23 protein-coding genes and 1 tRNA gene are annotated in these 26,150 nt (G+C 71.8%); 9 read left to right on the top strand and 15 right to left on the bottom strand.

The window, feature by feature from the left end; genetic code table 11:
• Nucleotides 1-31: 31 nt before the first annotated feature.
• The 3 genes from glsA to AC559T_RS24080 form a co-directional block, all read right to left on the bottom strand.
• Complete coding sequence (gene glsA, locus AC559T_RS24090; RefSeq protein ID WP_498870192.1) at nucleotides 32-1,831, bottom strand: glutaminase A; 1,800 nt, start codon at nucleotides 1,829-1,831, stop codon at nucleotides 32-34.
• Between the two features lie 199 nt (nucleotides 1,832-2,030).
• On the bottom strand, nucleotides 2,031-2,876 hold the full coding sequence (gene hisG / locus AC559T_RS24085) for an ATP phosphoribosyltransferase (protein WP_071060945.1): 846 nt from the start codon (nucleotides 2,874-2,876) through the stop codon (nucleotides 2,031-2,033).
• Nucleotides 2,877-2,940: 64 nt separating this feature from the next.
• The gene (locus AC559T_RS24080; RefSeq protein WP_243657398.1) at nucleotides 2,941-3,402 is read right to left on the bottom strand and encodes a phosphoribosyl-ATP diphosphatase; all 462 of its coding nucleotides are present in this window, start codon (nucleotides 3,400-3,402) and stop codon (nucleotides 2,941-2,943) included.
• A 238-nt stretch (nucleotides 3,403-3,640) separates the two neighbouring features.
• On the opposite strand from AC559T_RS24080, the gene AC559T_RS24075 reads away from it, so the two are divergent.
• A complete protein-coding gene (locus tag AC559T_RS24075; RefSeq protein ID WP_071060907.1) occupies nucleotides 3,641-4,447 on the top strand; it encodes a Cof-type HAD-IIB family hydrolase in 807 nt (268 codons plus the stop codon).
• A gap of 18 nt (nucleotides 4,448-4,465) precedes the next feature.
• Here the strand turns inward: AC559T_RS24075 and AC559T_RS24070 are convergent, their stop codons facing one another.
• Nucleotides 4,466-5,341: a helix-turn-helix domain-containing protein gene (locus AC559T_RS24070; RefSeq protein WP_235013682.1), complete on the bottom strand. Its 876-nt coding sequence runs from the start codon at nucleotides 5,339-5,341 to the stop codon at nucleotides 4,466-4,468.
• A 657-nt stretch (nucleotides 5,342-5,998) separates the two neighbouring features.
• Nucleotides 5,999-6,196 carry a hypothetical protein gene (locus AC559T_RS24065; RefSeq protein WP_071060904.1) on the bottom strand — a complete coding sequence of 66 codons (198 nt, stop codon included), beginning with the start codon at nucleotides 6,194-6,196 and terminating at the stop codon, nucleotides 5,999-6,001.
• Nucleotides 6,197-6,755: 559 nt separating this feature from the next.
• On the opposite strand from AC559T_RS24065, the gene AC559T_RS24060 reads away from it, so the two are divergent.
• The 3 genes from AC559T_RS24060 (at nucleotide 6,756) to AC559T_RS24050 (ending at nucleotide 11,363) form a co-directional block, all read left to right on the top strand.
• Nucleotides 6,756-8,000 (top strand): hypothetical protein, encoded by a 1,245-nt coding sequence (locus tag AC559T_RS24060; RefSeq protein WP_498870191.1) that lies wholly within the window; start codon nucleotides 6,756-6,758, stop codon nucleotides 7,998-8,000.
• 265 nt (nucleotides 8,001-8,265) lie between these two features.
• Nucleotides 8,266-9,837: a TldD/PmbA family protein gene (locus AC559T_RS24055; RefSeq protein ID WP_498870190.1), complete on the top strand. Its 1,572-nt coding sequence runs from the start codon at nucleotides 8,266-8,268 to the stop codon at nucleotides 9,835-9,837.
• A complete protein-coding gene (locus AC559T_RS24050) occupies nucleotides 9,834-11,363 on the top strand; it encodes a metallopeptidase TldD-related protein (protein ID WP_071060898.1) in 1,530 nt (509 codons plus the stop codon). The genes AC559T_RS24055 and AC559T_RS24050 overlap by 4 nt, the downstream gene beginning before the upstream one ends.
• A 43-nt stretch (nucleotides 11,364-11,406) precedes the next feature.
• Here the strand turns inward: AC559T_RS24050 and AC559T_RS24045 are convergent, their stop codons facing one another.
• From AC559T_RS24045 to AC559T_RS24035, 3 genes are all read right to left on the bottom strand, one after another.
• Nucleotides 11,407-11,970, bottom strand: coding sequence for a bacterial proteasome activator family protein (locus AC559T_RS24045; RefSeq protein ID WP_083390817.1), 564 nt, complete (start codon nucleotides 11,968-11,970; stop codon nucleotides 11,407-11,409).
• Nucleotides 11,971-12,069: 99 nt separating this feature from the next.
• On the bottom strand, nucleotides 12,070-13,062 hold the full coding sequence (locus AC559T_RS24040) for an NAD(P)H-quinone oxidoreductase (RefSeq protein ID WP_112105033.1): 993 nt from the start codon (nucleotides 13,060-13,062) through the stop codon (nucleotides 12,070-12,072).
• A 42-nt stretch (nucleotides 13,063-13,104) separates the two neighbouring features.
• On the bottom strand, nucleotides 13,105-13,377 hold the full coding sequence (locus AC559T_RS24035; RefSeq protein ID WP_498870189.1) for a hypothetical protein: 273 nt from the start codon (nucleotides 13,375-13,377) through the stop codon (nucleotides 13,105-13,107).
• 397 nt (nucleotides 13,378-13,774) lie between these two features.
• Between AC559T_RS24035 and AC559T_RS24030 the strand changes: the two genes are divergently transcribed.
• The 4 genes from AC559T_RS24030 (at nucleotide 13,775) to AC559T_RS24015 (ending at nucleotide 18,072) form a co-directional block, all read left to right on the top strand.
• Nucleotides 13,775-14,818, top strand: a complete 1,044-nt coding sequence (locus AC559T_RS24030; protein ID WP_498870188.1) for a SigE family RNA polymerase sigma factor — start codon at nucleotides 13,775-13,777, stop codon at nucleotides 14,816-14,818.
• Between the two features lie 679 nt (nucleotides 14,819-15,497).
• Complete coding sequence (locus tag AC559T_RS24025; protein WP_498870187.1) at nucleotides 15,498-16,538, top strand: hypothetical protein; 1,041 nt, start codon at nucleotides 15,498-15,500, stop codon at nucleotides 16,536-16,538.
• Nucleotides 16,539-17,119: 581 nt separating this feature from the next.
• Nucleotides 17,120-17,647, top strand: a complete 528-nt coding sequence (locus tag AC559T_RS24020) for a hypothetical protein (RefSeq protein WP_498870186.1) — start codon at nucleotides 17,120-17,122, stop codon at nucleotides 17,645-17,647.
• Nucleotides 17,644-18,072 (top strand): DUF3817 domain-containing protein, encoded by a 429-nt coding sequence (locus AC559T_RS24015; RefSeq protein WP_083390808.1) that lies wholly within the window; start codon nucleotides 17,644-17,646, stop codon nucleotides 18,070-18,072. The genes AC559T_RS24020 and AC559T_RS24015 overlap by 4 nt, the downstream gene beginning before the upstream one ends.
• Before the next feature lie 42 nt (nucleotides 18,073-18,114).
• On the opposite strand, the gene AC559T_RS24010 is transcribed toward AC559T_RS24015, so the two are convergent.
• The 4 genes from AC559T_RS24010 to AC559T_RS23995 all read right to left on the bottom strand — a co-directional run bounded on the left by AC559T_RS24010 (nucleotide 18,115) and on the right by AC559T_RS23995 (nucleotide 20,725).
• A complete protein-coding gene (locus AC559T_RS24010; RefSeq protein ID WP_498870185.1) occupies nucleotides 18,115-18,924 on the bottom strand; it encodes a hypothetical protein in 810 nt (269 codons plus the stop codon).
• A 155-nt stretch (nucleotides 18,925-19,079) separates the two neighbouring features.
• The gene (locus AC559T_RS24005; protein WP_235014917.1) at nucleotides 19,080-19,427 is read right to left on the bottom strand and encodes an FDXHR family putative zinc-binding protein; all 348 of its coding nucleotides are present in this window, start codon (nucleotides 19,425-19,427) and stop codon (nucleotides 19,080-19,082) included.
• A 640-nt stretch (nucleotides 19,428-20,067) separates the two neighbouring features.
• Nucleotides 20,068-20,156: transfer RNA gene (locus AC559T_RS24000), tRNA-Ser, on the bottom strand.
• A 161-nt stretch (nucleotides 20,157-20,317) separates the two neighbouring features.
• Nucleotides 20,318-20,725, bottom strand: a complete 408-nt coding sequence (locus AC559T_RS23995) for a hypothetical protein (protein WP_498870184.1) — start codon at nucleotides 20,723-20,725, stop codon at nucleotides 20,318-20,320.
• A gap of 111 nt (nucleotides 20,726-20,836) precedes the next feature.
• Here AC559T_RS23995 and AC559T_RS23990 point away from each other — a divergent pair, with 111 nt between their 5' ends.
• Nucleotides 20,837-21,394 (top strand): hypothetical protein, encoded by a 558-nt coding sequence (locus tag AC559T_RS23990; RefSeq protein ID WP_235014742.1) that lies wholly within the window; start codon nucleotides 20,837-20,839, stop codon nucleotides 21,392-21,394.
• On the opposite strand, the gene AC559T_RS23985 is transcribed toward AC559T_RS23990, so the two are convergent.
• From AC559T_RS23985 to AC559T_RS23975, 3 genes are all read right to left on the bottom strand, one after another.
• Nucleotides 21,325-23,826: an FUSC family protein gene (locus AC559T_RS23985; protein ID WP_498870183.1), complete on the bottom strand. Its 2,502-nt coding sequence runs from the start codon at nucleotides 23,824-23,826 to the stop codon at nucleotides 21,325-21,327. The two genes, AC559T_RS23990 and AC559T_RS23985, sit on opposite strands and share 70 nt — an antisense overlap.
• 259 nt (nucleotides 23,827-24,085) lie before the next feature.
• On the bottom strand, nucleotides 24,086-24,847 hold the full coding sequence (locus AC559T_RS23980) for an ABC transporter permease (RefSeq protein WP_071060886.1): 762 nt from the start codon (nucleotides 24,845-24,847) through the stop codon (nucleotides 24,086-24,088).
• Nucleotides 24,844-25,995: an ABC transporter ATP-binding protein gene (locus tag AC559T_RS23975; protein ID WP_071060885.1), complete on the bottom strand. Its 1,152-nt coding sequence runs from the start codon at nucleotides 25,993-25,995 to the stop codon at nucleotides 24,844-24,846. Before AC559T_RS23975 ends, AC559T_RS23980 begins: the two co-directional genes overlap by 4 nt.
• Between the last annotated feature and the right edge of the window lie 155 nt (nucleotides 25,996-26,150).

Raw genomic sequence — 26,150 nt, 5'->3', positions numbered from 1 at the left:
CCCGCAGGCGGCAGGCCAGGCCCGGAGGCACTCACTCTTCGAGCGACTGGATCTCCCGGGTCGCTCGGCGCAGCTGTGCCGAGAGACTGCGCGCGATCGCGCGCACCAGCGCGTTGTAGACGTCTGGATGCTCGCGCACCAGGGTGTCGAACGCCGCGACCGAGAGCACCTCGCAGGTCATGGTCTCCGCGACGACGATCCGGGTGGAACGCCGGCCGCCGTCGACGAGTGCCAGCTCACCGAAGGCACTGCCCGCTGGAACCGAGCTGAGCCGGAACCAGCGCGTCCCGTCCGCGTTCGGCGCCTGCGCGTTCGCCAGGCCCCTGGTGACGAAGTAGAGCGCGTCCGCCGGATCTCCCTCGTCGAAGACCGTCGCGCCGCGTTCGTAGGTGCGTCGTTCGCACATCGCGCCGATGACCCGGGTGCCCTCCTTGCCGAGATCGGTGAGCAGTTCCTGCGCACCGAGCGGGACGTGCGCGGTCGGCGGGAGGGTCGCGAGGTCCTCGCGCATCAGCAGCGCCTCCTCCGCCCATTCGAGCGCGGTCTCCAGATCGGCAACGCGCTGCGTGCTCCAGTCCCCCCGCATCAGGCGGTCGACGCCCGGAAGCCCACGCGGGTCGGCGAACAGGACGTTGACATCCCTGCTGGCCAGCTCGTCGAGCAGCACCCGCAGGAGCTCGAGGGCGGGCTCCCGGACGGCGGCCACCCGGCGCAGGTCGAGCACCACCCAGCGGACGTCGTCCAGGTGCTGGCGGACGGTGCGCACAACCCGCTCCGCGCTGGCGAACACCAGATCGCCCTGCAGCTCGTGGATGACGATCGCGGAACCCCGTACGGCGAGGACGGCCCGTTCGCGCGCGCCTCGCATCCGCTTCGAGCTCAGCGCGTCGCCACGGTGCGTGCCCCGTACCGGGTGCGGCGGTTCTCCCTGCGGGGCAAGGAGATGCAGTGCGAACCGGGAGGCCAGCCGCTCGCAGGCGCGCACGCCGCGGACGCTGTTGCCCACCTCGTCGAGCGGCGGGCTGAAGACGCCGATCCCGAGCTGCCCGGGCAGCACCGCGCACACTCCTCCGGCGACCCCGCTCTTCGCGGGCAGGCCCACCCGGAACAGCCAGGTTCCCGCCCGGTCGTACATGCCGCAGGTCGCCATGACGGTCAGCACATGGTTGACGTGCTCCTCGTTCAGGACGCGCTCGCCGGTCAGCGGGTTCACCCCGCCGCGGGCGAGGGTGCCGGCCATCACCGCGAGGTCCGCCGCGGTGACCTCCACGGCGCACTGCCGGAAGTAGACCTCGCAGATCTCGTCCACCGGCCCCCGCAGCGCCCCCGCGCCACGCATCAGGTAGCCGATCGCACGGTTTCGATCACCGGTGTCCCGCTCGGAGGCGAAGACCCGCTCATTCACGGTCAACTGCCTGCCCGCGAACGCCGACAGACCCGTCAGGACACGGTCGAAACGCTCGGCCGCGTCACCGCCGCTCACCAGGCTGGAGGTGAGCAGCGCCCCGGCGTTCACCATCGGGTTCAGCGGACGGCCGGTCTCCGGCTCGAGCGTGATCGCGTTGAAGGCGTCACCGGTCGGCTCGACCCCGACCCTGGCCAGCACACCATCGGTCCCGCGGTCGCGCAGGGCCAGCGCGTAAACGAACGGCTTCGACACCGACTGGATCGTGAACGGGACGTCGCTGTCGCCCGCCCGGTAGCGCAGCCCGTCCATCGTCGTGACGGCGAGGCCGAACAGGTCCGGGTCCGCGGTCGCGAGCTCGGGGATGAAGCTGGCGACCTTCCCGGACCGGTCGGTGCGGAAAGCCTCATGGATGTCCGCAAGCATCCGCTCCATCGGACCGGCGTCCGGTGCTCGTAGACGGGAGTCCTTGGCTGTCCGTGCGTTCCCGCCCGCGCGCATGGATCGATGAAAACACGAACATCGCGCGGACGTGGCCGGACGAACCAGCGCCAGCCCGCCAGGCGCGACAGCCAGCGCCGAGGCGCGGCCGGCGCTCGCGGCACGGCCGTCAGTGGGCCGAGCGCTACAGCCGGCAGGCCTGGATACCGGAGACCAGGATCCCGCGCGCGCCGAGATCCCACAGGTCGTCCATGGTGCGGTTGACGTCGGCCTTCAGGACCATCGCCCGGACCGCGACCCAGCCCTCCCGCTGCAGCGGGGAGATCGTCGGGGATTCGTAGCCCGGGGTGATCTCGCAGGCCTTCTCCAGCACGGAGGAGGGCACGTCGTAGTCCATCATCACGTACCGCCGGGCCACCAGGACGCCCTGCACCCGGCGCAGCAGCCGCTCGTGAGCGGCCGACAGATCCGCCCCGCGCTTGGCGATCATGATTGCCTCGGAGCGCAGCACCGACTCGCCGACGAGCTCGAGCCCGGCCGCCCGCAGGGTCCGCCCGGTCTCGACGACGTCGGCCACCGCGTCCGCCACGCCGAGCCGCACGGCGGTCTCGACGGCGCCGTCCAGCTTGACGATCTGGACCGAGATGCCGCGCCCGGCGAGGTCGGTACGCACCAGGCCGGGGAACGACGTGGCGACCCGCAGCCCGTCAAGCTCCTTGATGTCGCTCATGGTGCCGGCCGGCGCCGCGTAGTGGAACGCCGACTGGCCGAACCCGAGGGGCACCAGCTCCTGCGCCGACGTGTTGCTGTCGACGAGGAGATCACGGCCGGTGATGCCGAGATCGAGCCGGCCGGTGCCGACGTACACGGCGATGTCACGCGGACGCAGAAAGAAGAACTCGATGTCGTTCTCGACGTCGGCCACCACCAGCTCGGCGGACTCCCGCCGCGCGAGGTAACCCGCGTCGCACAGCAACTGGCTGGAGGCCGCCGCGAGCCCGCCCTTGTTCGGAACCGCAATACGCAGCATCATCAACACTCGCCAAAGGCACGGAGGGCCGCAAAGCGGACGACCACGGAAAGGCAGGACCTACTCACAGGTGCGAGTATACGTCGTCCAGGGAAAGGCCCAGGGAAATCATCATCAGCTGGCTCCAGTAGAGGAGCTGGGAGAGTTCCTCGGCAGCCCGCTCCCGACTCTCGTGCTCGGCGGCCATCCACGTCTCGGCGGCCTCCTCGACGAGCTTCTTGCCGAGATGGTGCACGCCCAGGTCGAGCGCGGCGACAGTACCGGAGCCCGGTGTCCGCTCACGCCATTTCCCGCCGAGCTCGGCAAAGAGTTCGTCAAATGTTTTTCTCTCGCGGCCTGTTCTCGCGCCACGAGGTGATCCGACGACAGACGGCAACGGTGGGGTTCCACCCGGCGTACCACCGGCCTGGCCACCGGCGGCCGCGGACTCCCCTCCCGGGACGCCCCCGCCACTCCCGCCGTCGGTGCCCCCCGCGCCGCCGGTAACGGGCGAACGAGACGCCTCGGACGCGTCGGAGAAGGCCATGTCCGCATGCTACCCGCAGTGGCGGGGGCGACAGCCGGCAACGATCATCGGTGTGCGCCACCGTGTCAGGCGCCGTTGATCTCCGATATCCGGCTCGTCGGCGGTGTCCGGGAACGGGATCATCCCCGGCGGAGATCCGGTTCCCCGCGCCCGGGACACCGTTCGCCCGCGACACCGTTCGGGACATGAGGACGACACCGGCACAGTCCTCTCGGACGATGGTGTCCCATCCCGGTGAATGGTTGACTGGTTACTTGTGTCCCGTCCCGTTCTCGTCGCCACCGACCTGGACGGAACCCTGATCCGCACCGACGGCACCGTCTCCGACCGGACCAGAGACGCCCTGCGACAGGTCGAGAACTCCGGCTCCACGGTCGTGTTCGTCACCGGCCGTCCCACCCGGGTGATGGCGGACGTCGTCCGGCAGACCGCGGTCTCGGGCCTCGCCATCTGCGCGAACGGCGCACTCGTCTACGACCTCGACACCGGCGTTCCGGTAAGCCAGACGATTCTGGAGACGCCCGCGGCGTTGAAGCTGGCCGCCGCGATCCGGGCAGCGGTACCCGACGCCACCTTCGCGGTGGAGAGCGGTGTGCGATTCGGCCGCGAACCCGATTTCCTGACCATGTGGCCGGATCCGGGCGAACTGGTCGCCGGTTTCCACGAGCTGCTCGAGCACCTGCCTGCGACGAAGCTGCTGGTCCGCCGGGGCGGCGCGTCGCTGGCCGACGTGTACGAGACGGTCGTCGCCCTGGCCGGAACCGAGGCGGTCGTCACGACGTCCAGTCACGACCTGATCGAGATCGCCGGCCCGGGGGTGTCGAAGGCCGTCGCGCTGGCTGAACTGGCGAGCGAGCGCGGTGTGCTCGCCGCCGAGGTGGTCGCGTTCGGCGACATGCCCAACGACCTGCCCATGTTCGCCTGGGCCGGGCACGCGGTCGCCGTCGCCAACGCCCATCCGGACGTCCTCGCCGCCGCCGACGAGATCACCGCGTCGAACGACGACGACGGTGTCGCTCAGGTACTGGAACGACTGTTTTCCTGAAACGACGGGCCGGCCGGGTCAGCCGTCGCCCCTCGGCCGGGCCAGGTCGGCGTACAGGGTCTTGTACCGCGAGAGGATCGGCTCCAGATCGTCCACGCCGCGGCTGGCGTACTGGTCGAAGAAGCGCGTGTAGAAGTCGACGCTTTTCCGGTCACGCAGGATCGTGGCGTCCATCGACTCCGCCAACACGACGTTGTCGTCCAGGATGGTGAACCCCTGCATAGGCGGGTAACCGAGATCAGCTGTGTCCGGAACCACTTTCACGGTCACGTTGGCGAGCTGGGCGACGGCCTCGACCCTGTCGACCTGAGCCAGCATGGCGCCCGGGGGTGCGAACCTGTTCCGGAAAACCGTCTCGAATATTACGAACTCAAATTCTCGACTCGGGTCGTATAAGAGTTCTTGACGGCGCGCACGCAGTGACACCGTCGCTGCGGTATCAGCCCATTTACTCTCCGCGTCCCCGTGCGTGAGACCGAAGTACTCATTGATTACCCGTCGAGTGTATTCACCGATCTGGAGCAGGCCGGGTATCAGGATCGGTTCCAGATTCCGGATCCGATGCGCTCGCGTTTCCTCGGCGGAGAAGTCCTGCTGACCGACAGTGCCTCTGCGGGCGGGACCACGGGTCGTGCCGGCATGGTCCTGATCCGCACCCGCCTGGTCGACGAGGCTGGCGACAAGGGCCTGCGGCGCGTCCAGGGCGACGGCAATGCGCTCCACGTCGGCGGGGGACGGCCGCGCGACACCCCGCTCGATCTTCGAGATCTTCGCCTGGCTCATGTGCACCAGCGCTCCCAGCCGCTCCCCGGTCAGCCCCCGCTCACCGCGCAGCCGAGCAAGGACGACGCCCACCGGCTCCCTGCCAGAAAGATCGCTACCGCGCTCAGTCATTTCCTTCGTCCGCCATCGGGACGCCCGGGAGGCAGGCGGTGCCGGGTCGGTGTCGCTCGCCGAGCCCAGCACCGACCGACATCGAGCCTGTCCTCGCTATATTCCTGTCGGGAGCGAATCCGCGGCGCGGAGCAGCAGCTCACGTGGGATCCGGACCCGGGCTTCCCCATCCGGGGGATCCTCGTGCGACCTCTGCTGCGGGAACACCCAGCCCTGGACGACGACGTCACCGTCGTCCGTAACGTAGATCGTCGGACAGGCGCCCCCGTTGCAGGTGGCCACAGGCACGAGTTTCATTCGCTACCTTCCCCCCTCGCGCACGCGATCTACGCGAGTGTGCTGAGACTAGCAGGGTCGGAACAGGAATAACCTGCGACTCTGCGGACTATGACGGGCACCCGGAATACTACGGCGGTCGCGGACCGGCCTGGCCCGCCGTGGACGACGCCCGCGACGCGTCCCTCGACGGCCCGCACATAGATCACCATTGGCGCAATCAGCGCTGGTCACGGACTCCCAAACACGATTGACACGCCGCAACGGACCTACCTCGGTCCAATCGACGCAGTAACCTGCCGGCGGTGGTGCGGTGCGGCGTCAGCGGCCGTCCGGTGGCCCGGTTCCAGCGTGGCGACGGAGGCAGGCGCCCGGCGCGGCCTAGGCGCCCAGGCTCCGTACGGCGGCGATCAGAAGCTCCCGTGGGATCTCCACGAGATGCTCACCCGGAGCCAGTTCGACCTCCGCCTCATCAGCGGAGACGCCAGGCCCCTGGACGGCGATCGTGCCGGCTTCGGTCAGATACAGCCGAGGACAGGAGCCCGCTCCACACGCGGGCGTGAGTGGGGTCATACGCATCCGGTCCGACCTCTCTTCGCGCGCCCCCGGCCACCGCCACCGACAAATCAGGCGTGGCGTGGCGCAGCCCGGACGGACTCGCCGTCCGTTACGACGGGATCGTTGAACCGAGTAGACCACAACAGCGCACCACACTCACGGACTGCGACGGCCGACGGATCCGTACCTCTCACCCGAAAGCACCCATAATCATAAAAATAGGACAAGAAGTAGTCATACAACTACCCGATGTTGACAGAAACGGGCATTGGACGGGATTCGCGAAAACTCGCCGATTATTCCGGCTTAAGTACTTGCGATTCGCGGCCAGGACGGTCACGATTCGTGTAGGTCCTGGCGGTGGCCAGGGCCTCAAGGTCCTCCCGCACCCGAGGAGGTGCATGGATGTCTGGCACGGGGGCATGGCCATCCACCGAACCACGATTGTCAACGCGGCCGTGGTCCCCTTCGTTCATGCCTGTCCAACCATATGCGACGCGCCGGAGCATGCTTTCGCGGCCCATTCGAGGGGCTCGCCTGGAGCCAGACCGCGCTGACACAGGGCTGCGGGCGGTGTGAGATGACCGCGCTCACATCCATTGAGCCAGGAACTGAGATCCCAGTCGGGGACCTCGTCGTCATCGGTGTGGCGCTCACCGTCGTCGCCGCCTGCCTCGGCAGGCTCCGCGCCGCATTCATCCTCGGCATTCCGACACTGCTGCTCGCGGGCATCGCGTCGATACTCGGCTGGTTGCTCGGCGGCACGGCCGACAGCGGCAACACAGTCCCGCCGCCGGCGCGGAGCCTGTCCCCCGAGGCCACCGCCGGCGCCGCACCCGGCGGCGGCACGCACTGGGGCGCTTTCTTCCTGACCGTGCTCGGCGCGGTGCTCATCATCCTCGGTACGGTTGTGTGGGCAAGCTGGTCCCGGCGACACGGCGAGCGGTTCGAAAACGGGAACGAGACCGGGCCGGTTCCGCTCCCGGATCCCACCGCGCTGCGGTGGACACACTCCGACCTCCCCGTGTCCCTGTCGGAGCTGGACGACGACTTTTACCCCGATCTACCCGTCCAGCACCAGACGCCGCCGGACCTGAACGCATGGGCGCCGGAAACCGCACCTGCCGATGGCAGGGAGAGCACGATGGGCGGGCCCGGCCAACCGCGGAGCCGGCGGAATCACCGGGACCAGCCGACCGACCCGTTCTTCGAGAACATCGCGGCCCGCATCGACCGGATCGTCGGCCTGTATCTGAACGCGGTGACGCCCCGGCCCGGTCGTCCGGCCCGCGTCGATCTGCTTGCGCCGGACGCCCAGTACTTCGTCAGTGCACTGACCACAACACTGGACCTGTTCGGTGGCACGGCCCCGGCCGATCGGATGGAACCGCTCGTCGAAGCCGTCCGCGAGGTGGAACGTCGGTGGGACGCCGTCATCGGAACCCGGATCGGGCCGAACACGCCGGACGAGGCCGAGACGGCCAGGGCGCCGTCGGCGGCCCCACCCCGACCGGCCCCGGGACGCCCGGCCCGCGATACCGAAAGCACCGACGAGCACGCCGACGTGCCACGCCCCACGGCAGCGTCGAAGCACCGGCTGCGGATACCGCCACGGCCCGCGCCTCCCCCACGGCCCGCGCTCCCGCTGGTGCCCGGCGGCGCGAACAGCGACGGCGACCGGCGCCGCCGCAGGCTGCCGGGCGAGCATCCCGCGAGGAACCACCGCATCCGCCCGGAGCTCGACCGACCGGCGGAACCCGACGAGCCCGACGGGCCCAGCAGCCCTCGCGAGTCCGACCGGCCCGACCGGCCCGACCGCACCTGATCGGCCCGACCGCACCTGATCGCTTCCGATCGCCCGGCCGGCCCGGCCACGGGCCCACGGCGACCCATCCGAATCGCGTCGACATCTGATGTCGGCGCCCGCGCGTCTCCGGGTCGGCCTCAGCTCGGGGGGAGGCCGACCCGGAGACCCGCTCGCGTGCCCCTTTGTGGCTCTGTCACCGGCTCCGGTACCCCCGGCGACGCGGATCCCGGGTGGAGTCGCATGCGACGGCACTGCCGACGGTCGGGGAGGCCAGGATAGGAGCATGGCGACCTCCGTTCCCCGGGATCCGGCCGAGCCGGCCCTGCCGCCGCACGAGATCGACGAGGAGTTCCGCGCGCTGCCCACCGCGGCCCTCACCGACGCCGCACTCCAGGCCGCCCGAGACCTGGGTGCCGCCCACGCCGACATCCGGATCGAACGTCTCAAGGAGTCGTCGCTGTCGTTCCGCGACGCCGGCCTGGAGAGCCGTTCGGACGGTGTCACCGCGGGCTTCGCCGTCCGCGTCGTCCACGACGGGACCTGGGGCTTCGCCGCCGGTGTGGATCTGACCGTGGACGAGGCCGTGCGGGTCGCCCGGGAGGCCGTCGCCATGGCGAAGGTGGCGCGGCCGCTGAACTCCGAGCCGGTCGAGCTGGCCGACGAGCCCGTCCACGCCGGCGCGGCCTGGGTCTCCAGCTACGCCACGGACCCGTTCTCGGTCGATCCGCGCGACCAGGTCGAGCGGATCGGCGGGCTGTGCCGGTCGCTGTACTCCGCCGAGGACGTCGATCACGTCGACGGACGGTTCGCCGCCGTCATGGAGAACAAGTTCTACGCCGACACCGCCGGGACGGACACCACCCAGCAGCGGGTCCGCGTGCTCTGCCAGCTCGAGGCGACCCGGGTCGACCCGGCGGGTGGCTTCGAGTCCATGCGCACCATCGCGCCTCCGGCCGGCCGCGGCTGGGAGTGGATGGTCAGCGGCCCGGCGGCCGGCTGCTGGGACTGGGAGTCCGAGATCGAGCTCATCCCCTCGCTGCTGGCAGAGAAGGCGAAGGCGTCGTCGGTGGAACCGGGGCGCTACGACCTGGTTATCGACCCGTCGAACCTGTGGCTGACGATCCACGAGTCGGTCGGGCACGCCACCGAGCTCGACCGGGCTCTCGGCTACGAGGCCGCTTACGCCGGGACCTCCTTCGCCACGCTCGACAAGCTCGGGTCGCTGCGCTACGGATCACCGGCGATGACCGTGACCGGCGACCGGACGGCACCGCACGGCCTGGCCAGCATCGGCTACGACGACGAGGGCGTGCAGACCCGCCGCTGGGACATCGTCCGCGACGGTGTCCTGGTCGGCTACCAGCTCGACCGGCGGATGGCGGCGCAGAACGCGTCCGCGCTCGGCGTGGACCGCTCCAACGGCTGCGCCTTCGCGGACTCCCCCGGGCATGTACCGCTCCAGCGGATGGCGAACGTCTCACTGCTCCCCGCGCCCGGCGGGCCGTCCACGGAGGACCTGATCGGCCGGGTCGACCGGGGGATCTACGTGGTCGGCGACCGAAGCTGGTCGATCGACATGCAGCGCTACAACTTCCAGTTCACCGGGCAGCGGTTCTACGAGATCCGCAAGGGCCGGATCGTCGGCCAGCTGCGCGACGTCGCCTACCAGGCGACCACCACGGACTTCTGGGGCTCGCTGGACGCCGTCGGCGGCCCCGAGACCTACGTGCTGGGCGGGGCGTTCAACTGTGGCAAGGGCCAGCCCGGCCAGGTCGCGGCGGTCAGCCACGGCTGCCCGTCGGCGCTGTTCCGCGACGTCAACATCCTGAACACGCGCCGCGAGGGCGGCCGATGAGCGAGGGGCTCCCGGTGACGGGCACGACACAGGCGATCCGTGCTTCGCACGAGATCGTCGAACGGGCGCTGGAGCTGTCCCGCGCGGACGGCGCGATCGTGATCGCCAGCGAGTCGAGCACGGTGAACCTGCGCTGGGCGAACAACACGCTCACCACGAACGGTGCCGCGCGTGACCGCTCCGTGACCATCATCAGCGTGATCGGGCGCTCGTTCGGGGTGCGCTCCACCTCGACGGTGGACGGGCCGGGCGGCGGGGCCGATCTGGCGGGCCTGGAGGCGCTGGTCCGCGCCTCCGAGGCGGCCGCACGCGAATCAGACGACGCCGAGGACTACAGCGACCTGGTCGTGCCTGCGGCGGCGGCGGTCGGCGGCCGGTCCTTCACCGACCCGGCCGAGCGGACCAGCAGCGACGTGTTCGCCTCCTTCGCCGGCGACCTGGCCGAGGCGTTCGGCGCGGCGCGGGCGGAGGGCCGGCGCCTGTTCGGTTTCGCCGAGCACGACCACACCACGACCTGGCTCGGGACGTCGACCGGCCTGCGGCTGCGGCACAGCCAGCCCACCGGCTCGGTGGAGTGGAACGCGAAGAGCGCCGCCCCCGGTGGCTCCGTGTGGCACGGGCAGTCCACCCAGGACTTCACCGATGTGGACGTCGCCGCGACCGACGCGCGTCTGCGGGCTCGGCTGCGCTGGTGCGACCGGTCGGTGGAGCTGCCGGCCGGTCGGTACGAGACGCTTCTCCCCCCCTCCGCCGTCGCCGACCTCATGGTCTACCTGTACTGGTCGGCGGCCGGGCGGGACGCCGCCGAGGGACGCACGGTGTTCAGCCGCGCCGGCGGCGGGACGCGCGTGGGCGAGGCGCTCGGCCCCGCCGGCCTGCGCCTGTGGAGCGACCCCAGCGCGGCGGGCCTGACGACCGCGCCGTTCGTGACGGCTGGTGCGTCCTCGGCGACCTCGAGTGTCTTCGACAACGGGCTGCCGCTGGGACCGACCGACTGGATCCGGGACGGTCGTCTCAACGCGCTTGTCCAGACCCGCTCGTCGGCGCGCGCCGCGAGCCTGGCCGCCCCGGCCGCCGCGCCGAACGGCACCAGCAACAGCTCCGGCAACGGCATCAGCGCCGGCGCGGCCGGCCTCGCCGGTCAGGGCATCGCCGTGACCCCCTTCGTCGACAACCTGCTCCTCGACGGCGGCGGCACCGCCACCCTGGACGAGATGATCACCTCGACGCGGCGCGGCCTGCTCCTGACCTGCCTGTGGTACATCCGGGAGGTCGACCCTCAGGTCCTGCTACTCACCGGCCTCACCCGGGACGGCGTCTTTCTCATCGAAAACGGTGAGGTCGTCGGGGCGGTCAACAACTTCCGGTTCAACGAGTCGCCGGTGGACCTGCTGGGCCGCATCGCCGAGATCGGTGCCAGCACGCGGACGATGCCGCGGGAGTGGGCCGACTGGTTCACGCTGGCCAGAATGCCCGCGCTGCGGATTCCGGACTTCAACATGAGCTCGGTGAGCCCGGCGAGCTGACCCGCCCGACGCCGGCACCAGGCGGGTGCCGGCGTCGCCGGCGTCAGAGGTAGGCGCCGCCGAACGGCTCGTTGTCGCCCTGCTGCTGCCCGCTGGGCAGAGCCCGGCGACGCATCTCCTCGAGCTGCGCCCGCGCCGCCATCTGCTGGGCGAACAGCGCGGTCTGCAACCCGTGGAAGAGCCCCTCGAGCCAGCCGACGAGCTGCGCCTGGGCGATCCGCAGCTCCCCGTCGGAGGGGGTCGCGTCCTCGTCGAACGGCAGCGACAGGCGGTCGAGCTCCGCGCGTAGCTCCGGGGCGAGCCCGTCCGAGAGCTCGGTGATCGAGCTCTGGTGGATCTGCCGGAGCCGAACGCGGCTGGCGTCGTCGAGCGGTGCGGCCCGCACCTCCTCGAGCAGCTGCTTGATCATGGTGCCGATCCGCATGACCTTGTCCGGCTGGGACACCATGCCGGCGAAGGGGTTCTTGCCCTCGCCCGGCCCATCAGCGCCGGCCCGCCCGCCGTGCCCCGCGGAGGGCGTGAGCGGGACGCCTACCGCGCCGGGGGCCTCCTGCAGGGCGCCGTCCGGGCCGACGACGACGACACGGGGTTCCGGTTGGTCTGTCATGCCCACCATCCTGCCCTCCTGGTCGGACGAATCCATCCGGTGGCACGGCGAACATCTCGTCCGGTCACGGCAGTTCACCCCGGCGGCCGAACCGCCGGCTCAGCCGCCCACCGTCATGACGACCTTGCCCACATGCCCGGACTCCTCCAGCACCCGGTGGGCCATGGCGACCTCGGTTATCGGCAGGACACGGTCGATCACTGGCCGGATCCGCCCTGCGGCGACCTCCGGCCAGAACTCCTCGCGCACGCCCGCGACGATCCGGGCCTTCTGCGCGTCCGGACGGGCGCGCAGCGAGAGCGCGTGCACGCTGGCCCGCTTGGGGAGCAGGGCCCCCAGGTTCAGGGTGCCCTTGGTTCCGCCCTGTAGCCCGATCACGACGAGGCGGCCCTCGGTCGCCAGCAGGTCCACGTTGCGCTCCAGGTACGACGCGCCCATGTTGTCGAGAATGACGTCGGCGCCGTGGCCGCCGGTCTCCGCCCGCACCCGGGCGACGAAATCCTCGTCCCGGTAGGCGACCGTGATGTGCGCGCCGAGCTCGCGGCAGCGGACGAGCTTCTCCGCGCTGCCCGCCGTCGTGGCGACCACCGCGGACGGGCGCAGCGCCCGCACAGCCTGGATCGCGAAGGTGCCGATGCCGGACGCGCCGCCGTGGACGAGAAAGACCTCGCCGTCCGCCAGGGCCGCGCGTTCGAAGACCGTGGAGTGCACGGTGCACGCGACCTCGGGCAGGCCCGCGGCATGGATGAGGTCGACCCCGGAGGGAACCGGCAGCAGCTGGGCCGCCGGGACATTGACCTGGGTCGCGTATCCCCCGCCCACCAGCAGCGCGCACACCTCGTCACCCAGGGCGAAACCGTCGACCCCGGGGCCCAGCGCGGCCACCCGGCCGGAGCACTCCATCCCGATGATCTCGGTCGCGCCGCGGGGCGGGGGATAGAAGCCCTGCCGCTGCAGCAGATCCGCCCGGTTGACGGCCGTCGCCACGATGTCGACGGTGACCTCACCGTTGCCGGGCGGCGGGAGGTCGGGCACCTCCGACCAGCTCATGACGTCGGGTCCACCGGGAGCGCTCACCGTCACCGCATGCACGGACCTCACTGTACGGCGCGGGCCGGGTGCGCCGGCGCGAGCTCAGACGGGTTCCGGCTCCGGTTCCGGCCGCTCGGGGGCCGGCGGGGTGAAAGGGGACGGCTCGTGCGGCGCGGGCGGAAGATCTGGGGTGTCGGGGAGCAACGGCCCGGGATCGTCCGGTATCGGGGCGTCCGGGTCGAGCGGGGGCGGGTCGGGCCGCCGCGGAGTGGCGCCCGGCGCGCGCGCCGGGCCGGGCGACTCCAGGGCAGGCGGTACTCGAGCGGTCAGCTCCAGGGCAGACGGCACCCGAGCAGTCAGCGCAGACATAGACATCGCCTACCCCGCACCTCGTCCGCGGGAAACATCGCCGTTCAGCGACGACGGCCACCAAGCCCCCGCCGCGAAACCCCCGGCCGCAACAGCCCTGGCTCGACAGCCCCGCCTCCGACAGCCCCAGGCGCGTGAACCCAGGAGGGACGGCACCAGCCCGGCACGAGACACCACCGCCCGAGCCTGGAACGGGTACCGCCAGGTCACGCGCCCAGCCAGGAAACGAATCCGGCCAGGAGGCGATTTCGTCGGGATGTACCCCTTTCGCAATACTTCCGGCACGGAGTACCGTCCGGTCGAGCGGCGATGTCGTACCCGTTAACAAGGATCTCCCGCGGCCGCGGCGGAGACGCCCGTGGACACACGAGTATCGCCAAGACCAGCCGTGGGAGTGTGCCTGGTGAGTGTGGACAGCGCCGCGGACGTCGGCGTCCATGCGCCACGCCTGCCCACCGGCCGGGCGCGTCCGCCACGACCGGACCAGAGCGCGGGGGCGCACCGTGGACGCGGATCGCACTGGTACCCGGACTCCCTGGCCGCGGGCGTGAGCACCGATGCGGCCGCCAGCGGCGCCCCGCCCCAGCGCCAGGGCTCCGACGACGGGCTCACCGGCTCCGACGATCGGCTCCCGGGCCGGCACACGGCCCGGGACGAGGCGGGGTGGTCCGACCTGGAGGACCCCGAGCCTGTTCCGGGCGAGGCGGCTGGGCCGGAATCTGCCGGCGGCACGGGCACGCCCCCGAACGCGCCGGTCGAGTTCCGGGAGTTCTTCGAGCGCCACCACCGCGAGCTGTCGCGTTTCGCCTACCTGCTCACCGGCGACCACGACGCGGCTGACGACCTCACCGCCGAGGCGCTCACGGCTGCCTGGTCCAAGTGGGAGCGGGTCAGCAGCGCGGACAGCCCACTCGCCTACGTGCGGCGCATCGTGGCGAATCTGGCCACCAGCCGGCTGCGGCGGGTGATCCGGGAACGCCGGGGGATGACCGTCCTCGGCATGCTGGCCGAACGCACCGAGCACGCTCCGGATGACGCTGACGTTCCCGCCGCCGTGGACCTGCGCGCCGCGCTGATGACCCTTCCAGCCAGGAAGCGGGCGTGTGTCGTGCTGCGGTACGCCTTCGACCTGTCCGAGGCGGACACTGCCCGGACGCTGGGAATCTCCGTCGGAACGGTGAAGAGCCAGACATCCAAGGCGGTGGCCGAGCTCGAACGGGTACTCGGCACCAGGCCCGAACTGACCCACTCCGACCCGCCGGACGGCACCCCGGCCCGAAAACCGGACGCGCGCCCCCTGGCCCCGCAGGCACCGCGCCGAGCCGGCGCCACTCGCGGCCGCCGGCGTGCGGCCGGCGGAACGGATCCGGCGAGCGTCGCCCGGTCGGCGCTGAACCGGCTGCGCGACAGCGAGGCACCCGGACGGCTCCGCGGCAGCGAGGGCTGAGAACACTCCCAAGACCCCGGAGCGCACAAAGGAGGACCCACCAGCACGTTCCTCCGGCGAGACGCCCTCGGATCCTGGAGACCTCACACCATGACTGTGTACGGCGGTGAGCGGTACCCACGACGATCGCGGGTCTCATAATGGACATGTCATGATCAGGGACCGTTTCATCTCGAGCTCTTCCCGCCGCCGGGTGGACGGTCACGGCACCGCGGGCGATCAGGCTGGCACCGGCGATCGAGCTGAGACCGGCTCGGTGGCGGCCTCGGCGCCCGTCAGCGACGGCTCCGGAGCGGCCACGGCCACGCCGCCGTCCTCCCAAGATTTCACCAGCACGCTGCGGTCCCTACTGGACCGCGAGCTCACGGAGCACGATCCGGACACAGAACGCATCCGTGCCCGCATCGCCGCGATGGACCCGTCGGCAGCCCGGCACCTGGCGCCCGCGGCCCGGTCGGTCGATCACCCGGTGATCCCGGCGCCGAGAACGACGCCGCTGGCAGGGACGACGTCCCCGGCAGGAGCACCGCCGCCAACAGGACCAACGCCGTCGACAGGACCAGTAGAACCAGGACCGGCAGGAACCCCACCGCCAGCGGGAGCAGCCGCACGCCCGCGCGCGACCGCGCGCCAGCGCCGCCCTCGCCGGACGCGCCCACGCCTGCTCATCCCCACGGTCGTGGGCACGGCCGCGACCGCCCTGGTCGGCGTCGTCCTGCTGAGCGGCACCCTGTTCACCCCCCGGCCGGACACGGGCACCGTGACGGCCGCGCCGACCCGGATTCCCCGCGCGGCCTCCGCCGATGCCGGAAATGCGCCACCGGCCGACAGCCTCGGCGTCACCCCCGCTCCGAGCAGCGCCGGGCCACCGAGTCCGGCGCCGGGCGACGGGGACCCGGCCGTGCTGAGCCCCGAAGGTCTTCCGTCCCAGGGCGCGGGCACGAGCGCGGCACCGTCCGGCGCGCCGGACGGACCGGCGTCCCAATCTGACCAGGGGACGGGCGGATCGGCGCCGCGGGACACCCGGCCGGGCAGCGGCGGCAGCGGCGACAACGGCGCCGCTCCCCGCCGCGACGAGTCGCGCCACTCCGGCGGCCGGGACGGCTCCGGCTCCGCGGACCGCGGAGCCGGCGAAGCCGACACGCCCCCGGGTCGCGACGGCGCACGGCGTGGCTCCGGCGGCTCCGGTGGCTCGGGCGGTGTCAGCGTGTCCACGGCGCCGTTCAGCCACGGCCAGGAAGTGAGCCTGCCGACGGCGGGGTGCCTCGACTGGGTCCTGTTCGGCGCGGACGGCGTCCAGACCCGGGCCGACATCCCGCGGCCCGGGATCGGCACCGCCCGGATCGAGCGCGGCCCCGGCTCTGGCTCGGGCGGATTCGCCAACCGCTTCTCCTGGCACGGCGGCCGGCCCGTCAGCTCCGGTTCCCGCGACGACGACCGACTGGTCATCGAGGGCTCCGTACGGCTGGACGTGGCCCTGGCCGGCCAGGCGCGGCGCCTCGATCTCTATCTGGGCTCCCCGGACGGCAGCGTGCGCGTCACCGTGGGCGATGGTCGGAACGCCTGGTCGCGCAGCGTGGCACTAAGTGCCCGGCAGCGGGGGGACGCCGACGGGGTGCTCTCCGTGTGGCTTCCCCGCGGTCAGGGCTCGATCGCCGTCACCGTGGCGGCCGGTTCGGGCGTCGGGCTGCTCACGCTCGCGGCGGGAGTCCTCTACTGAGGACTGCCGCGGCACGGGTTCCGAACCGCTTCAGCCACGCCACACAGTAGCCAACCAAAGAACATGACAGACACCAGGCAAACACCGAGGCCCATCAAAGGACTCTTCCCAGACAACAGAAAAAAACATCGCGAAAGATGGCAACCTGGCACACGGTCCGAAGCGACTGGACATATGAACGCACCGCCGTACTCCGCGCCAGGTTGCGGTGGTCGTTCCGGCCCGCCCGATCCCCGCTAACCCCCCCCAGCCGGGCGGGCGGGCCGCACACAGCGCGGAAGCTCGAACACCAGGTACGCCGCTCGGCAAACGAAGTGCCCTCCGCCGAGCGGTACCAGAGCTCCGTCCGGTGGGAGGGTTGCTTTCCGCCCGTCAGGCCCTCCCACCACACTTCCCCATGGTGCCCTCCCCCGCCGGCCGGCCCAGTCAGGCACCTCCCGGTGGCCCTTGGCACGGATCACACTGTGATCCGTGCCAATCGCCCGGTCGGACCAGTCGGAGCGGCCCCGGCAGGAGGCGTCCGCCACGTCCGGATCGTCTGTTGTACCCGCCGGCCCAACCCGGCGGGTAGCGTCGGTCCCGTGCGCAGGATCCTGCTCTCCCCGTGGTGGCTCGCCCGTCACGCGCTCGCGCTCGCACTGATCGCGTTCTTCCTCCGGATGGGCGTCTGGCAGTGGACGAAGGGCGAATCCGATCACGGCAGCATGCAGAACCTCTTCTACGGCGTCGAATGGCCGATGTTCGCCGCGTTCGTCGCCTACTGGTGGTATCGCATGATCTCCGAGGATCTCCGCCCACGCGACCCCGACGATCCGGGACCCCAGTGGGGCAAGGCCGGGCGCATCGCGCCCGAGGCGCCCGCTCCCACGGGCGGCGACCCTCTGAACGGACCAGGCTCACTCGTGGCCGTACCGCGCCAGGGGAAAGCCGGAACCGTGGCGGTGACGCCCCCGCCGGCCCGGCTCGGCCGTCCGACGGCTGGTGATCCGCTGGCCGAGGTGGAGACCGACGAGGACCGCGAGCTCGCCGCCTACAACCGCTATCTGGCGTCGCTGTACGAACGCGACGCCGCTGGCTCCGACAACGACACCAAGGGAGACCGCCGGTGACGGCATCCTCCGACCCCGTGACGTCACGGTCGGCCGCCCCGGCGTCCGGTCGGCCGGCAACACCCGGTGGGGGGCGTTCCGCGCCCGCCGCGGTCAGGTCCGCGCTCCTGCGCTACCGGATCATCGCCTATGTGGTCGGCGTCGTCCTGATCGCGCTGGTCGTGGTCGGAATGCCGCTGAAGTACCTGGCGGACGAGCCGTCCGTCGTGGCGGCCATCGGGCCGATCCACGGCGTGCTCTACATGGTCTACCTGGCGGCGACGCTCGATCTGGCGAGCCGGATCCGCCTCCCGGCCAGCCGGACCGTCCTGGTCATGCTCGCGGGCACGATCCCCTTCCTGTCCTTCGTCGCGGAGCGGAAGATCGCCGGGCTCGTCCGCGCCGGGCTCGCCGGCGCTGCCGGCACCGGCCGGGCGCCCGTCTAGGCACCGCGCCCACCCCGCCGCTGCCGGCAGCGGACCAGGTCGTCAGGTCGCCGGGACGTCGGCCTCGCTCCCCCGCGGCTCGGGGAGGTCCACGAACGGCGGGCGCCGGATCCTGGTCGCGACGGTGACGGGAAGGGTCTCCCCGGCCGCGAGTCGGCGCGGCCGGGCGAGCCCGAACGGCCGCGCCGCGAGGACCTGAGCCCGCTCCATCCCGAACGCGAAGTACCGCCCGTCGGACCAGACCACAAGCTCCTCCGCACGCCGGCCACCGCGGCTCACGATCATCCGCCGGCGGCCCGGCTCCCAGACGATCGCCAGCAGATGCTCCCCCAGCGTCTCCAGCGCGCGCTGGCCAGCCGCCCGGTACGCGCGCATCAGCGCGGACGCGACTCCCGTGCCGTGATCTCCGTCAGCCGCCCGGTCCCGCTCCCCGCGCGATCCCAGATCACCGAGCTCATCGTCAACAGCCCCGCCGGCATCACCCAGATCACCTGGGTTCCTCCGTTTTCCGAGGTGGACGGCGTCTCCGTCCGGTTTCCCCCCGCGCAGCGAGCGCAGCGGCACCGGCCGCCATGATCTCCCCGGCCGTAGCACGGTCACCGACCCCACGCCGGGGACGACCCACCCGTCCGCGGCATGCTCCGCGATCACGATGACCAGCCCGGACGGCCCCACAAGCACGGACGGCATCGGGCCGGCGGCGCTGTCAGCGGCCGTCACCACCCCGAACGGACCATCCAGGTGCACGCGACGCGCGGCGGGCAGACCGATCGAGGAAGCCGCGAGCATCCCGGTCAGCGCCGAGCGACGGACATCCGCGCCGTCCAGCCGCAGCAGCCCGCACACGGTCATGCCGTCCTCCCGCCCCGCGCACGCCCTAGCGGAACGCCCAACCGCGCTCCCGCGCCGGAACGTAGCAGCTCGAGGACCCGCCGACCGGGCCGTTGCGCCCGATGGCCGGCTCGTCCGCGCCAGGTTGCCCCGCGGGACCCGTCAGCCGGTCGGTGTCAGGCGACGTTCCACTCGTCGCGGGCGGCGTCCGCGGGGACATCGGGCCCGGCCTCCGCGCCCTCTGCTGGACGTCGGCGCTGGTCCGGGATCCGCTTCGGCTTACGCGGGGCGATCTCGGGCGCGGCCGGGCACTCGACGAGATGATCGTCGAACCCGACCGCCGACGGCCAGATCTGATGACACGCCCGGCAGTGTGCTGCCTCAAGATCGGACCAGTGCTCGGCGCAGCCGCCACAGCTCATCGCGGTGGGGAAGTCGCGCAGGCGCGCGGGCTGACGGGAGGACTCGACCGGCATGGGCAGCGCCTGCTGGGCGGACGGGCCCGGACGGATCGGCAACGTCACCGAAACGGCACGTGGGGCGGTGTTCGGCGCGAGCGGGGCCGGGATCGCGCGCCGACCAGTAGAGCGGCGGGGAGGCACCGGGCCATCCTGTCGTACACCGGCACAAGCGTCACGCAACCGGGCGTCGACTCTTCAGAGTTCTTGTTCGTACGGTCCGCTTTTGGCCCTTCCAGGCGGCCACGCAGGCCCGCTACCTGGGCTCCCGCGCGAAGGACCGCGCGATCGCGCCGCAGACCCACCTGCGGGGCGCGTCCACCTCCCGGGGGGACCTGGCCTGATCGGGTGAGGCCGGACGATCACTTCACCGGTCCGTTCGGATGGGTGGTGGGCACCGGATCCCCCCGGACTGGTGCCCACCACCTACCGCACGCCGCCCCCGTGCCGGCGTGCGCCCAGGCCGCGGGTGTGATTGGACGTTGACCCCCCGACCAAAGCGCCCTACCCCCGTCACCCGCTTGCCATCACCGAGTCTGCCGCCACCCCCCGATGCCGTCACGACCCCATATGCGCCGCCCGCCCGTCCCCCGCCCGGGGGTCCGGCCCTCCGGGAGATCCCGCATGGCCGGGCCCGAAAACCACGAAGCCCTGAACCCAGGATCGTGGGTTCAGGGCTATGCCGATGTCCCGAGACATCACAGAGCGGAGGGCGTGGGATTCGAACCCACGATGAGGATCACTCCCCATAGCGGTTTTCAAGACCGCCGCCATCGGCCACTAGGCGAGCCCTCCTGACCTGCGGAGACTCTGCCAGGCTGTGTCCGGCTTGCCGGAGTTCGTCTGTCATGTGCCCGCCGGGTACCTGACCAGGGTCTCACAGCCCGCGGCCGTGGTGTCCGGGACATCACCCGACTGTCTCGGTCGGGAGACGAAAGGCCCCTGACCCCGGCTCGTCAGCCGCGGCGGAGGCGGCCCTCGAAGCCGTCCCCGGCGAGTTGCTCGAAGAGCGCGCGGGCGCGGTCGTCCTCGGCATCGAGATGATCACCCATCGCCGCCTGGGCGTCCTGTGCGGTGAGGAAACGCAGGCTGTCCAGCGCGCCGCAGGAGCAGGTGACCTGCCACTGGCCGTCGGCCTCCTGGTCGGTCGTCGCGTCGGTGCAGCTGTCGTCGCCCAGCAGGAACATCGGCACGAAGCCGACGCCCGGTCGGCAGGCGCTCATCGAGATCTCGCCGCATCGCCTGTCCGAGGCCGAATGGCCATCCGCCGCCGCACGGGCGTCGGCTTCGGTCGGATGTTCGCCGTTGAGCTCACCGCACCGGCAGTGCACCCACCACGGACCATCAGTGTCTTCGTGGTCCACCGTGTTCTCCTCCGTCGTCGGCCTCGCGCCACGCCCATCGTGCCGGTCGCCTCAGGTGGTCCGCGCAAGATCGGTTTGATTGTGTCCGGCCCGGCCGGGCACGCCAGGACTGTGACCAGTGCCCATGCACCGAACACCGCGGGGCGGCACGATCGCCACACCTCGTGGGCGGCCCAGAAGCCCACAGCGCGCGCCGCACCCACGCCGCCCCCGTCCTCCGCGACGCCCGCCACACCCGCAGAGCTCGCAGAGCCCGCGGCTGATCGGACGGTCCCGCAGGTCGACGACGCGACCTCTGCGGCGGCCGGCAAGCTCAGCGAGGCCCTCGAGTGGGTGGAGCGCGCTCGGGGCGCGCTGTACTCCTTCCACCAGCTCTCCGGCCGCGCCGATCTCATTCTCGGCGAGGCGCTGGACGCCCTGTGCGAGGCCGGGCACCCGCGGCTGGCGGCCGAGGTACGGCGGGAGCTGCACGGCCGCAACGTGCTGGACGGACGGTGGACGTTCCAGATCGTCGAGGAGTACGACGACCTGTACTACCGGCCGTTCGTCAGCACGGAGGAACGAGTGCGCGCCCTGCTCACCGACGGCCAGCGGCACGTCTACGAGGCTCGGATGAAGGCTCGCGAGCGTTCCGGGGCCGGCCGCGACCCCTGGGGCCCCGGCGCCTGATCGACCGGCTTGCGCGGGCGGTCCCGGCCGCCGTCGGACGTCCGGTCGAGCGCCGTGGCGGCGGCCGTCAGCCGGGGCTGCAGGTCGCGCAGGATGTCCAGGTAGGCGGCCCGGGAGGTCAGCGCGGCACCGGCGAGGATCTCGGGGCCGCGGTGCGCGCGGGCAGCCCTGTGGATCATGATCAGCCCGGCTGTAGCGGCCCGGCCGGAGCCGGCTTCGGGCTCGGGTGGCTGCCGCGCGGCGCCGAGGGCCGTGGCGTAGGCGGTGTACCAACGGCAGAGGTCCCGCATGTCCTCGATGAGGATGCCCTGGGCGACGGCGAAGCCGGTGGCCTCGGCGCGGCCGGCGCCGGCCGCGCGTGGGAGATCGGGCGTCAGATCGGGCGGCCAGGGGACGTCCCCGTTCCACAGGAGCTGCGCCGTCCGCCGGATACGCAGCGCGCCGGCGGCGATCGTCATCAGCGCGTCGACGTCGAAGCGGCCCGGCGGCTGCTCGGCGAGGAACTGGCGTACGGCGTCGTCGAGGAGGCGGCCGGCCCGGATCGCCTCGCGGGCGGCCGGTGCCACGGCCGGATGCTCGGGGGCACCCGGCGCGTGCGGGACGACGAGATCGAGGAACGTCACCGCACTTCGGTAGGCGGATTCGGCGCGGGTCCGGATCACGGCGACCGCACCGCGGGGCCACAGCAGGGCACCGACGACGATGCTCACCCCGAACCCGATCATGACGTCCTGGATCCGTACTATGCCCACCCGCCAGCCGGCGGGTTCGACGATGTTGAACAGCATGAGCACGGCGACCGTGAAGCCCGCCTGGCCCAGTACGAACCCCGACCTGCGGCGGGAGTAGCTCCCGAGCAGCACGGCGAGCGGGAGAACCGCCCACAGGACGGCGGTGTGGGTGCCGACGGCGACCACGAAAAGGCCACCCACGACGATGCCGACTCCGGTGCCGGCGAGCGCGCGTACCGCGGCGGAACCGGTGGCCATGGCGTTCGAGCGCAGGACGGACAAGGTCCCCAGCACGACCCAGAAGCCGTGCTGGAGCCCGGCGGCCTGGGCGATGATCACCGCCGTGGTGAGGCCGAGGGAGCCGCGCACGCTGTTGCGGAACCACACCGACCGCGGGCTGGCGTAGCCGGCGGCGAGATCGGTCGCGGCGGTTCCCCGCTCGCGCACCAGCCGGCGCGCGTGATGGAACGCGTCCACGGTGCGCCGGACGGGACTCGCAGGCGGGCGGGGCGGGAGGGGGCCGGTCACCCGCAGCACGTTCAGCGCCAGTTCCCTGGCCCCCCGGGCCAGCCGGCGCAGGCGGAACGCCTCGGCCGCGGCGAGGTCCGGTGGGCAGGCAGGCGCCGGCTCCCGCAGCTGCCGCAGCAACGCCGACCGCATCGCCCGCTCGGACCGTTCCAGTCGCGCGATCCCGAGCCGATCGTCCCCGACCCGCACCCCACCACCCCCGCCGTCGGCCCTGGCCCTGGGCCTGGGCCTGGGCCTGGGCCTGGGCTGACCGTGGTCGGACGGTCCGATGCGGGTGGCCGCCGCGCGCAGCGTCGCCGTGACGGCGGCGTGCAGCTCGGCGGCCTCCGCGGGAAAGCAGGCGCGGGCGGTCCGGTCCCGCTCCGGCCACGGAAGGGCGAACGGCACCAGCCAGTTGACGTCCATCACCAGGTGGCCGAGCGCCGCCGCACGGCCACCGACCCCGGTCGGGCGGTGGGCCGTCGCGACGAACTGCCGCCGCAGCCGCCGCAGCGCCGGCCAGAGATCGGGCGCCGGACGCCGCGACACGTCGGCCGCCGGACCGCGCGACACCGCCGCCGGCGGGTCCGGCACCTGGGGCTGCCAGCTCACGGCCGTCGCGAGCGCGTGGCAGACGTCCGCCGTCTCCGCGCGCAGGCGGTCCGGCGGGCGGCGCGGCCAGAGCAGCATCGCGGCGGTGATCGAGGCGACCGAGGCCAGCCCCCAGCCGACCAGCCGTTCCGGTATCGCCGAGATCGGGCCGGGTGTCATCACAGGCAGCACGAAGGCGAGCAACGCGGATCGGCCGGCGACGGCGACCTTGGCGTTCAGCACGCCGGAGAACATCACAACGAAGGCCACGACCGCGGTCATCGACGCCGCCAGCCAGGGCGAGCGCGAGCCGAGCGTGCCGAGGACGACCATCCCGGCACCGGTGGTGGCGAGCGTGAGGTAGGCGGTGAGCCGGGCCGGTCGGGGCCCGTCGAAGTCGACGAACTCGAGGAGCGCGTAGGCGCCGAACCAGGCGAACAGGCTCATCCGCACATCGCCGACAAGCGTGGAGACGAGGGCGAGCAGGGCGGGGGCGACGATCGCGACGCGGGCCGCCGAGGTGAGGCAGAAATGCCCGGGGTCGCTGTCGAATGCTCCGAACAGCCGCGGACGAGCCGCTCCCCGCCACCACAGCTGTCGCATCAGAGTATTCGCTACCCACAGTAGCGGCGCGGGATGCGCGCGGGCCCTGCTTCAGACCACAAACTGCCTGCCTGGAGGCAGCAATCGGCACAATCTCGACCGAGCATCCCGAGCCCGGCTTCCAGAAGGACCGACTCCACAGCGCCCGACGCCACAGAGCCCGACCGGAACGACGTCCGGCCGGGCCCCCGCAGCCCCGATCAGTCGACTTCCCCAGAGGGTCAGGCGACCCGCTGGGGGCCAGACTTCCCGCGGTGGGTCAGGCGTCCCGCCGCTTGGCGGCGGCGAGGCCGATCGCCAGGATGCCGAGGCAGACTGCGGCGAAGTAGATCAACGATCCCCAGGGCCCGAAGGGCAGGCCCCCGACCACCGGCGGCCCGTCGTTCGTCTCCGGCTGCCCCGCGACGATGAAGTTGTTCCCGACGATGAAGGGCAGCCAGTCCTGGATGTGGTCACCGATGCGCGGGATGACCGGCAGCAGGCTCTCCGCCAGGAACAGGTAGACGAGCATGACCACGATCGCGCCCGCGCTGTGCCGGATCAACAGACTGAGACCGATCGCGAAGATTGCCGCGAGAAGGTAGATCAGCCCGATCCCGAAGACGTTGCGGTACTCCTGGCTGGTGTTCAGGACCAGCGGGGCGTCCGGCTGGATCAGGCGCGCGACGCCCCAGGAGGCCACCGCGGTGATCTCGCCGACGATCCCGGCGAGCCCGGCGACGACGACCGTCTTCGCCAGCAGCGCCGGCGTCCGGCTGGGAACGGCGAGGAACGTCGACCTGATCGTCCCGAAGCGGTACTCAGTGGTGACGGCCAGCGCCGCCATCACCATCATCACGACGAGCCCGAAGTTGTACGCGAACTGCGTCACGCTCGGTGTCAGATCGGCGAGGTCACTCGGCTTGGTCGCGGCGCTGAAGACCGCGGTGAGGCCGACGGTGAGCGCGACCGCGAGGATCATGCACCACCAGGGCGAGCGGGTGGAGAAGAGCTTGATCCGCTCGACGGTGAGCAGCGTCATGGCTTGTTGACCCCCGTCCAGGCATCGGTACCGGGGCTGGTAGGCGCCGGTACCGACGGGCCGCCGGGGCCCGATGGTCCGGCGGGTGTCGCGCCCGGAGGGGTGGGAGCGGGCACAGCGCCGGGAGGAGCACCCCCTGGTGGCACCGCGCCGGGCGGCGGGCCGGCAAACCCGGGAACACCGGGTGCGCCGGCCGGCCCGGTGCCGACGAGCGGCCCGGTGGGGCCGACACCGCCCGCGTGATACTCGACGTCGCCGCCGGTCATCTGGATGAACGCCTGCTCCAGCGAGCCACGCGACTCGGAGAGCTCGTGCAGGACCAGCCCGACGGTGCCGGCCAGCTCGCCCACCTGCTCGGTGGAGCTGCCGCGAACCACCAGGGCGGCCGGGATGTCGGTGGTGGCGGGTGTCTCCTGGACCGCCAGGCCCTGGCCGGTGAGGACACTGTGCAGCCGCTCCATCTCGGGGCCGCGTACCCGCACCGAGGAGTCGGACGCCGAGTTGATGAACTCCTTGGTGCTCGTCTGCGCGATGAGTCGCCCGCGGCCGATGACGATGAGTTCCTGGGCGGTCAGCGCCATCTCGGAGAGGAGATGGCTGGACACGAACACCGTGCGACCCTCATCGGCGAGCCGATGCATGAACTGGCGAATCCAGAGGATTCCCTCCGGGTCCAGGCCGTTCACCGGCTCGTCGAACAGCAGCACCCCGGGGTCACCGAGCAGCGCGACCGCGATCCCGAGGCGCTGGGCCATGCCGAGGGAGTAGCCCCCGGCCCGGCGCCCGGCCACCCCGGTGAGACCGACGATCTCCAGGACCTCGTCCACCCGCTTGGCGGGCAGCCGGTTGGAAGCGGCCATCCAGCGCAGGTGTGCGCGCGCCGAGCGGTTGGGGTGGACCCACTTCGCCTCGAGCAGCGCGCCGACCTCGCGCAGCGGCTCCTTGAGCTCCCGGTACCTGCGCCCGCCGATCAGGACCTTGCCGGCCGACGGGTGGTCGAGCCCGAGAATCATGCGCATCGTGGTCGACTTACCCGCGCCGTTGGGGCCCAGGAAGCCGGTCACCTTGCCGGGCTGCACCGTGAAGGTCAGGTCGTTGACGGCAACGGTACGGCCGTAACGCTTGGTCAGCCCTCGTGCCTCGATCATCACCCTCCTTTCTGGATCATTCGTTATTCCTCTAGCTAATTCGTCTCTGCCGTGGGGAAATCCACGGCCATCACTCACCGGATGGTGGCATCAGGGGCCGACACTTCCCGACCAGGCGAGCAAGCGGTAGACATGTGGCCTGTCGGTCTGGTGAC

The sequence above is a fragment of the Frankia sp. Hr75.2 genome (assembly GCF_949319125.1).
Lineage (GTDB): Bacteria > Actinomycetota > Actinomycetes > Frankiales > Frankiaceae > Parafrankia > Parafrankia soli.
Note: the sequence above shows the minus strand (reverse complement) of the source record. Positions and strands in the feature narration are given on the sequence as shown.

Bases quoted from the DNA above. Each gene is read 5' to 3' on its own strand.
- glsA (WP_498870192.1), bottom strand. From the start codon at position 1,831: ATGCTTGCGGACATCCATGAGGCTTTCCGCACCGACCGGTCCGGGAAG.
- hisG (WP_071060945.1), bottom strand. From the start codon at position 2,876: ATGCTGCGTATTGCGGTTCCGAACAAGGGCGGGCTCGCGGCGGCCTCC.
- AC559T_RS24080 (WP_243657398.1), bottom strand. From the start codon at position 3,402: ATGGCCTTCTCCGACGCGTCCGAGGCGTCTCGTTCGCCCGTTACCGGC.
- AC559T_RS24075 (WP_071060907.1), top strand. From the start codon at position 3,641: ATGGTTGACTGGTTACTTGTGTCCCGTCCCGTTCTCGTCGCCACCGAC.
- AC559T_RS24070 (WP_235013682.1), bottom strand. From the start codon at position 5,341: ATGACTGAGCGCGGTAGCGATCTTTCTGGCAGGGAGCCGGTGGGCGTC.
- AC559T_RS24065 (WP_071060904.1), bottom strand. From the start codon at position 6,196: ATGCGTATGACCCCACTCACGCCCGCGTGTGGAGCGGGCTCCTGTCCT.
- AC559T_RS24060 (WP_498870191.1), top strand. From the start codon at position 6,756: ATGACCGCGCTCACATCCATTGAGCCAGGAACTGAGATCCCAGTCGGG.
- AC559T_RS24055 (WP_498870190.1), top strand. From the start codon at position 8,266: ATGGCGACCTCCGTTCCCCGGGATCCGGCCGAGCCGGCCCTGCCGCCG.
- AC559T_RS24050 (WP_071060898.1), top strand. From the start codon at position 9,834: ATGAGCGAGGGGCTCCCGGTGACGGGCACGACACAGGCGATCCGTGCT.
- AC559T_RS24045 (WP_083390817.1), bottom strand. From the start codon at position 11,970: ATGACAGACCAACCGGAACCCCGTGTCGTCGTCGTCGGCCCGGACGGC.
- AC559T_RS24035 (WP_498870189.1), bottom strand. From the start codon at position 13,377: ATGTCTATGTCTGCGCTGACTGCTCGGGTGCCGTCTGCCCTGGAGCTG.
- AC559T_RS24010 (WP_498870185.1), bottom strand. From the start codon at position 18,924: ATGACCGTGTGCGGGCTGCTGCGGCTGGACGGCGCGGATGTCCGTCGC.
- AC559T_RS23985 (WP_498870183.1), bottom strand. From the start codon at position 23,826: ATGCGACAGCTGTGGTGGCGGGGAGCGGCTCGTCCGCGGCTGTTCGGA.
- AC559T_RS23980 (WP_071060886.1), bottom strand. From the start codon at position 24,847: ATGACGCTGCTCACCGTCGAGCGGATCAAGCTCTTCTCCACCCGCTCG.
- AC559T_RS23975 (WP_071060885.1), bottom strand. From the start codon at position 25,995: ATGATCGAGGCACGAGGGCTGACCAAGCGTTACGGCCGTACCGTTGCC.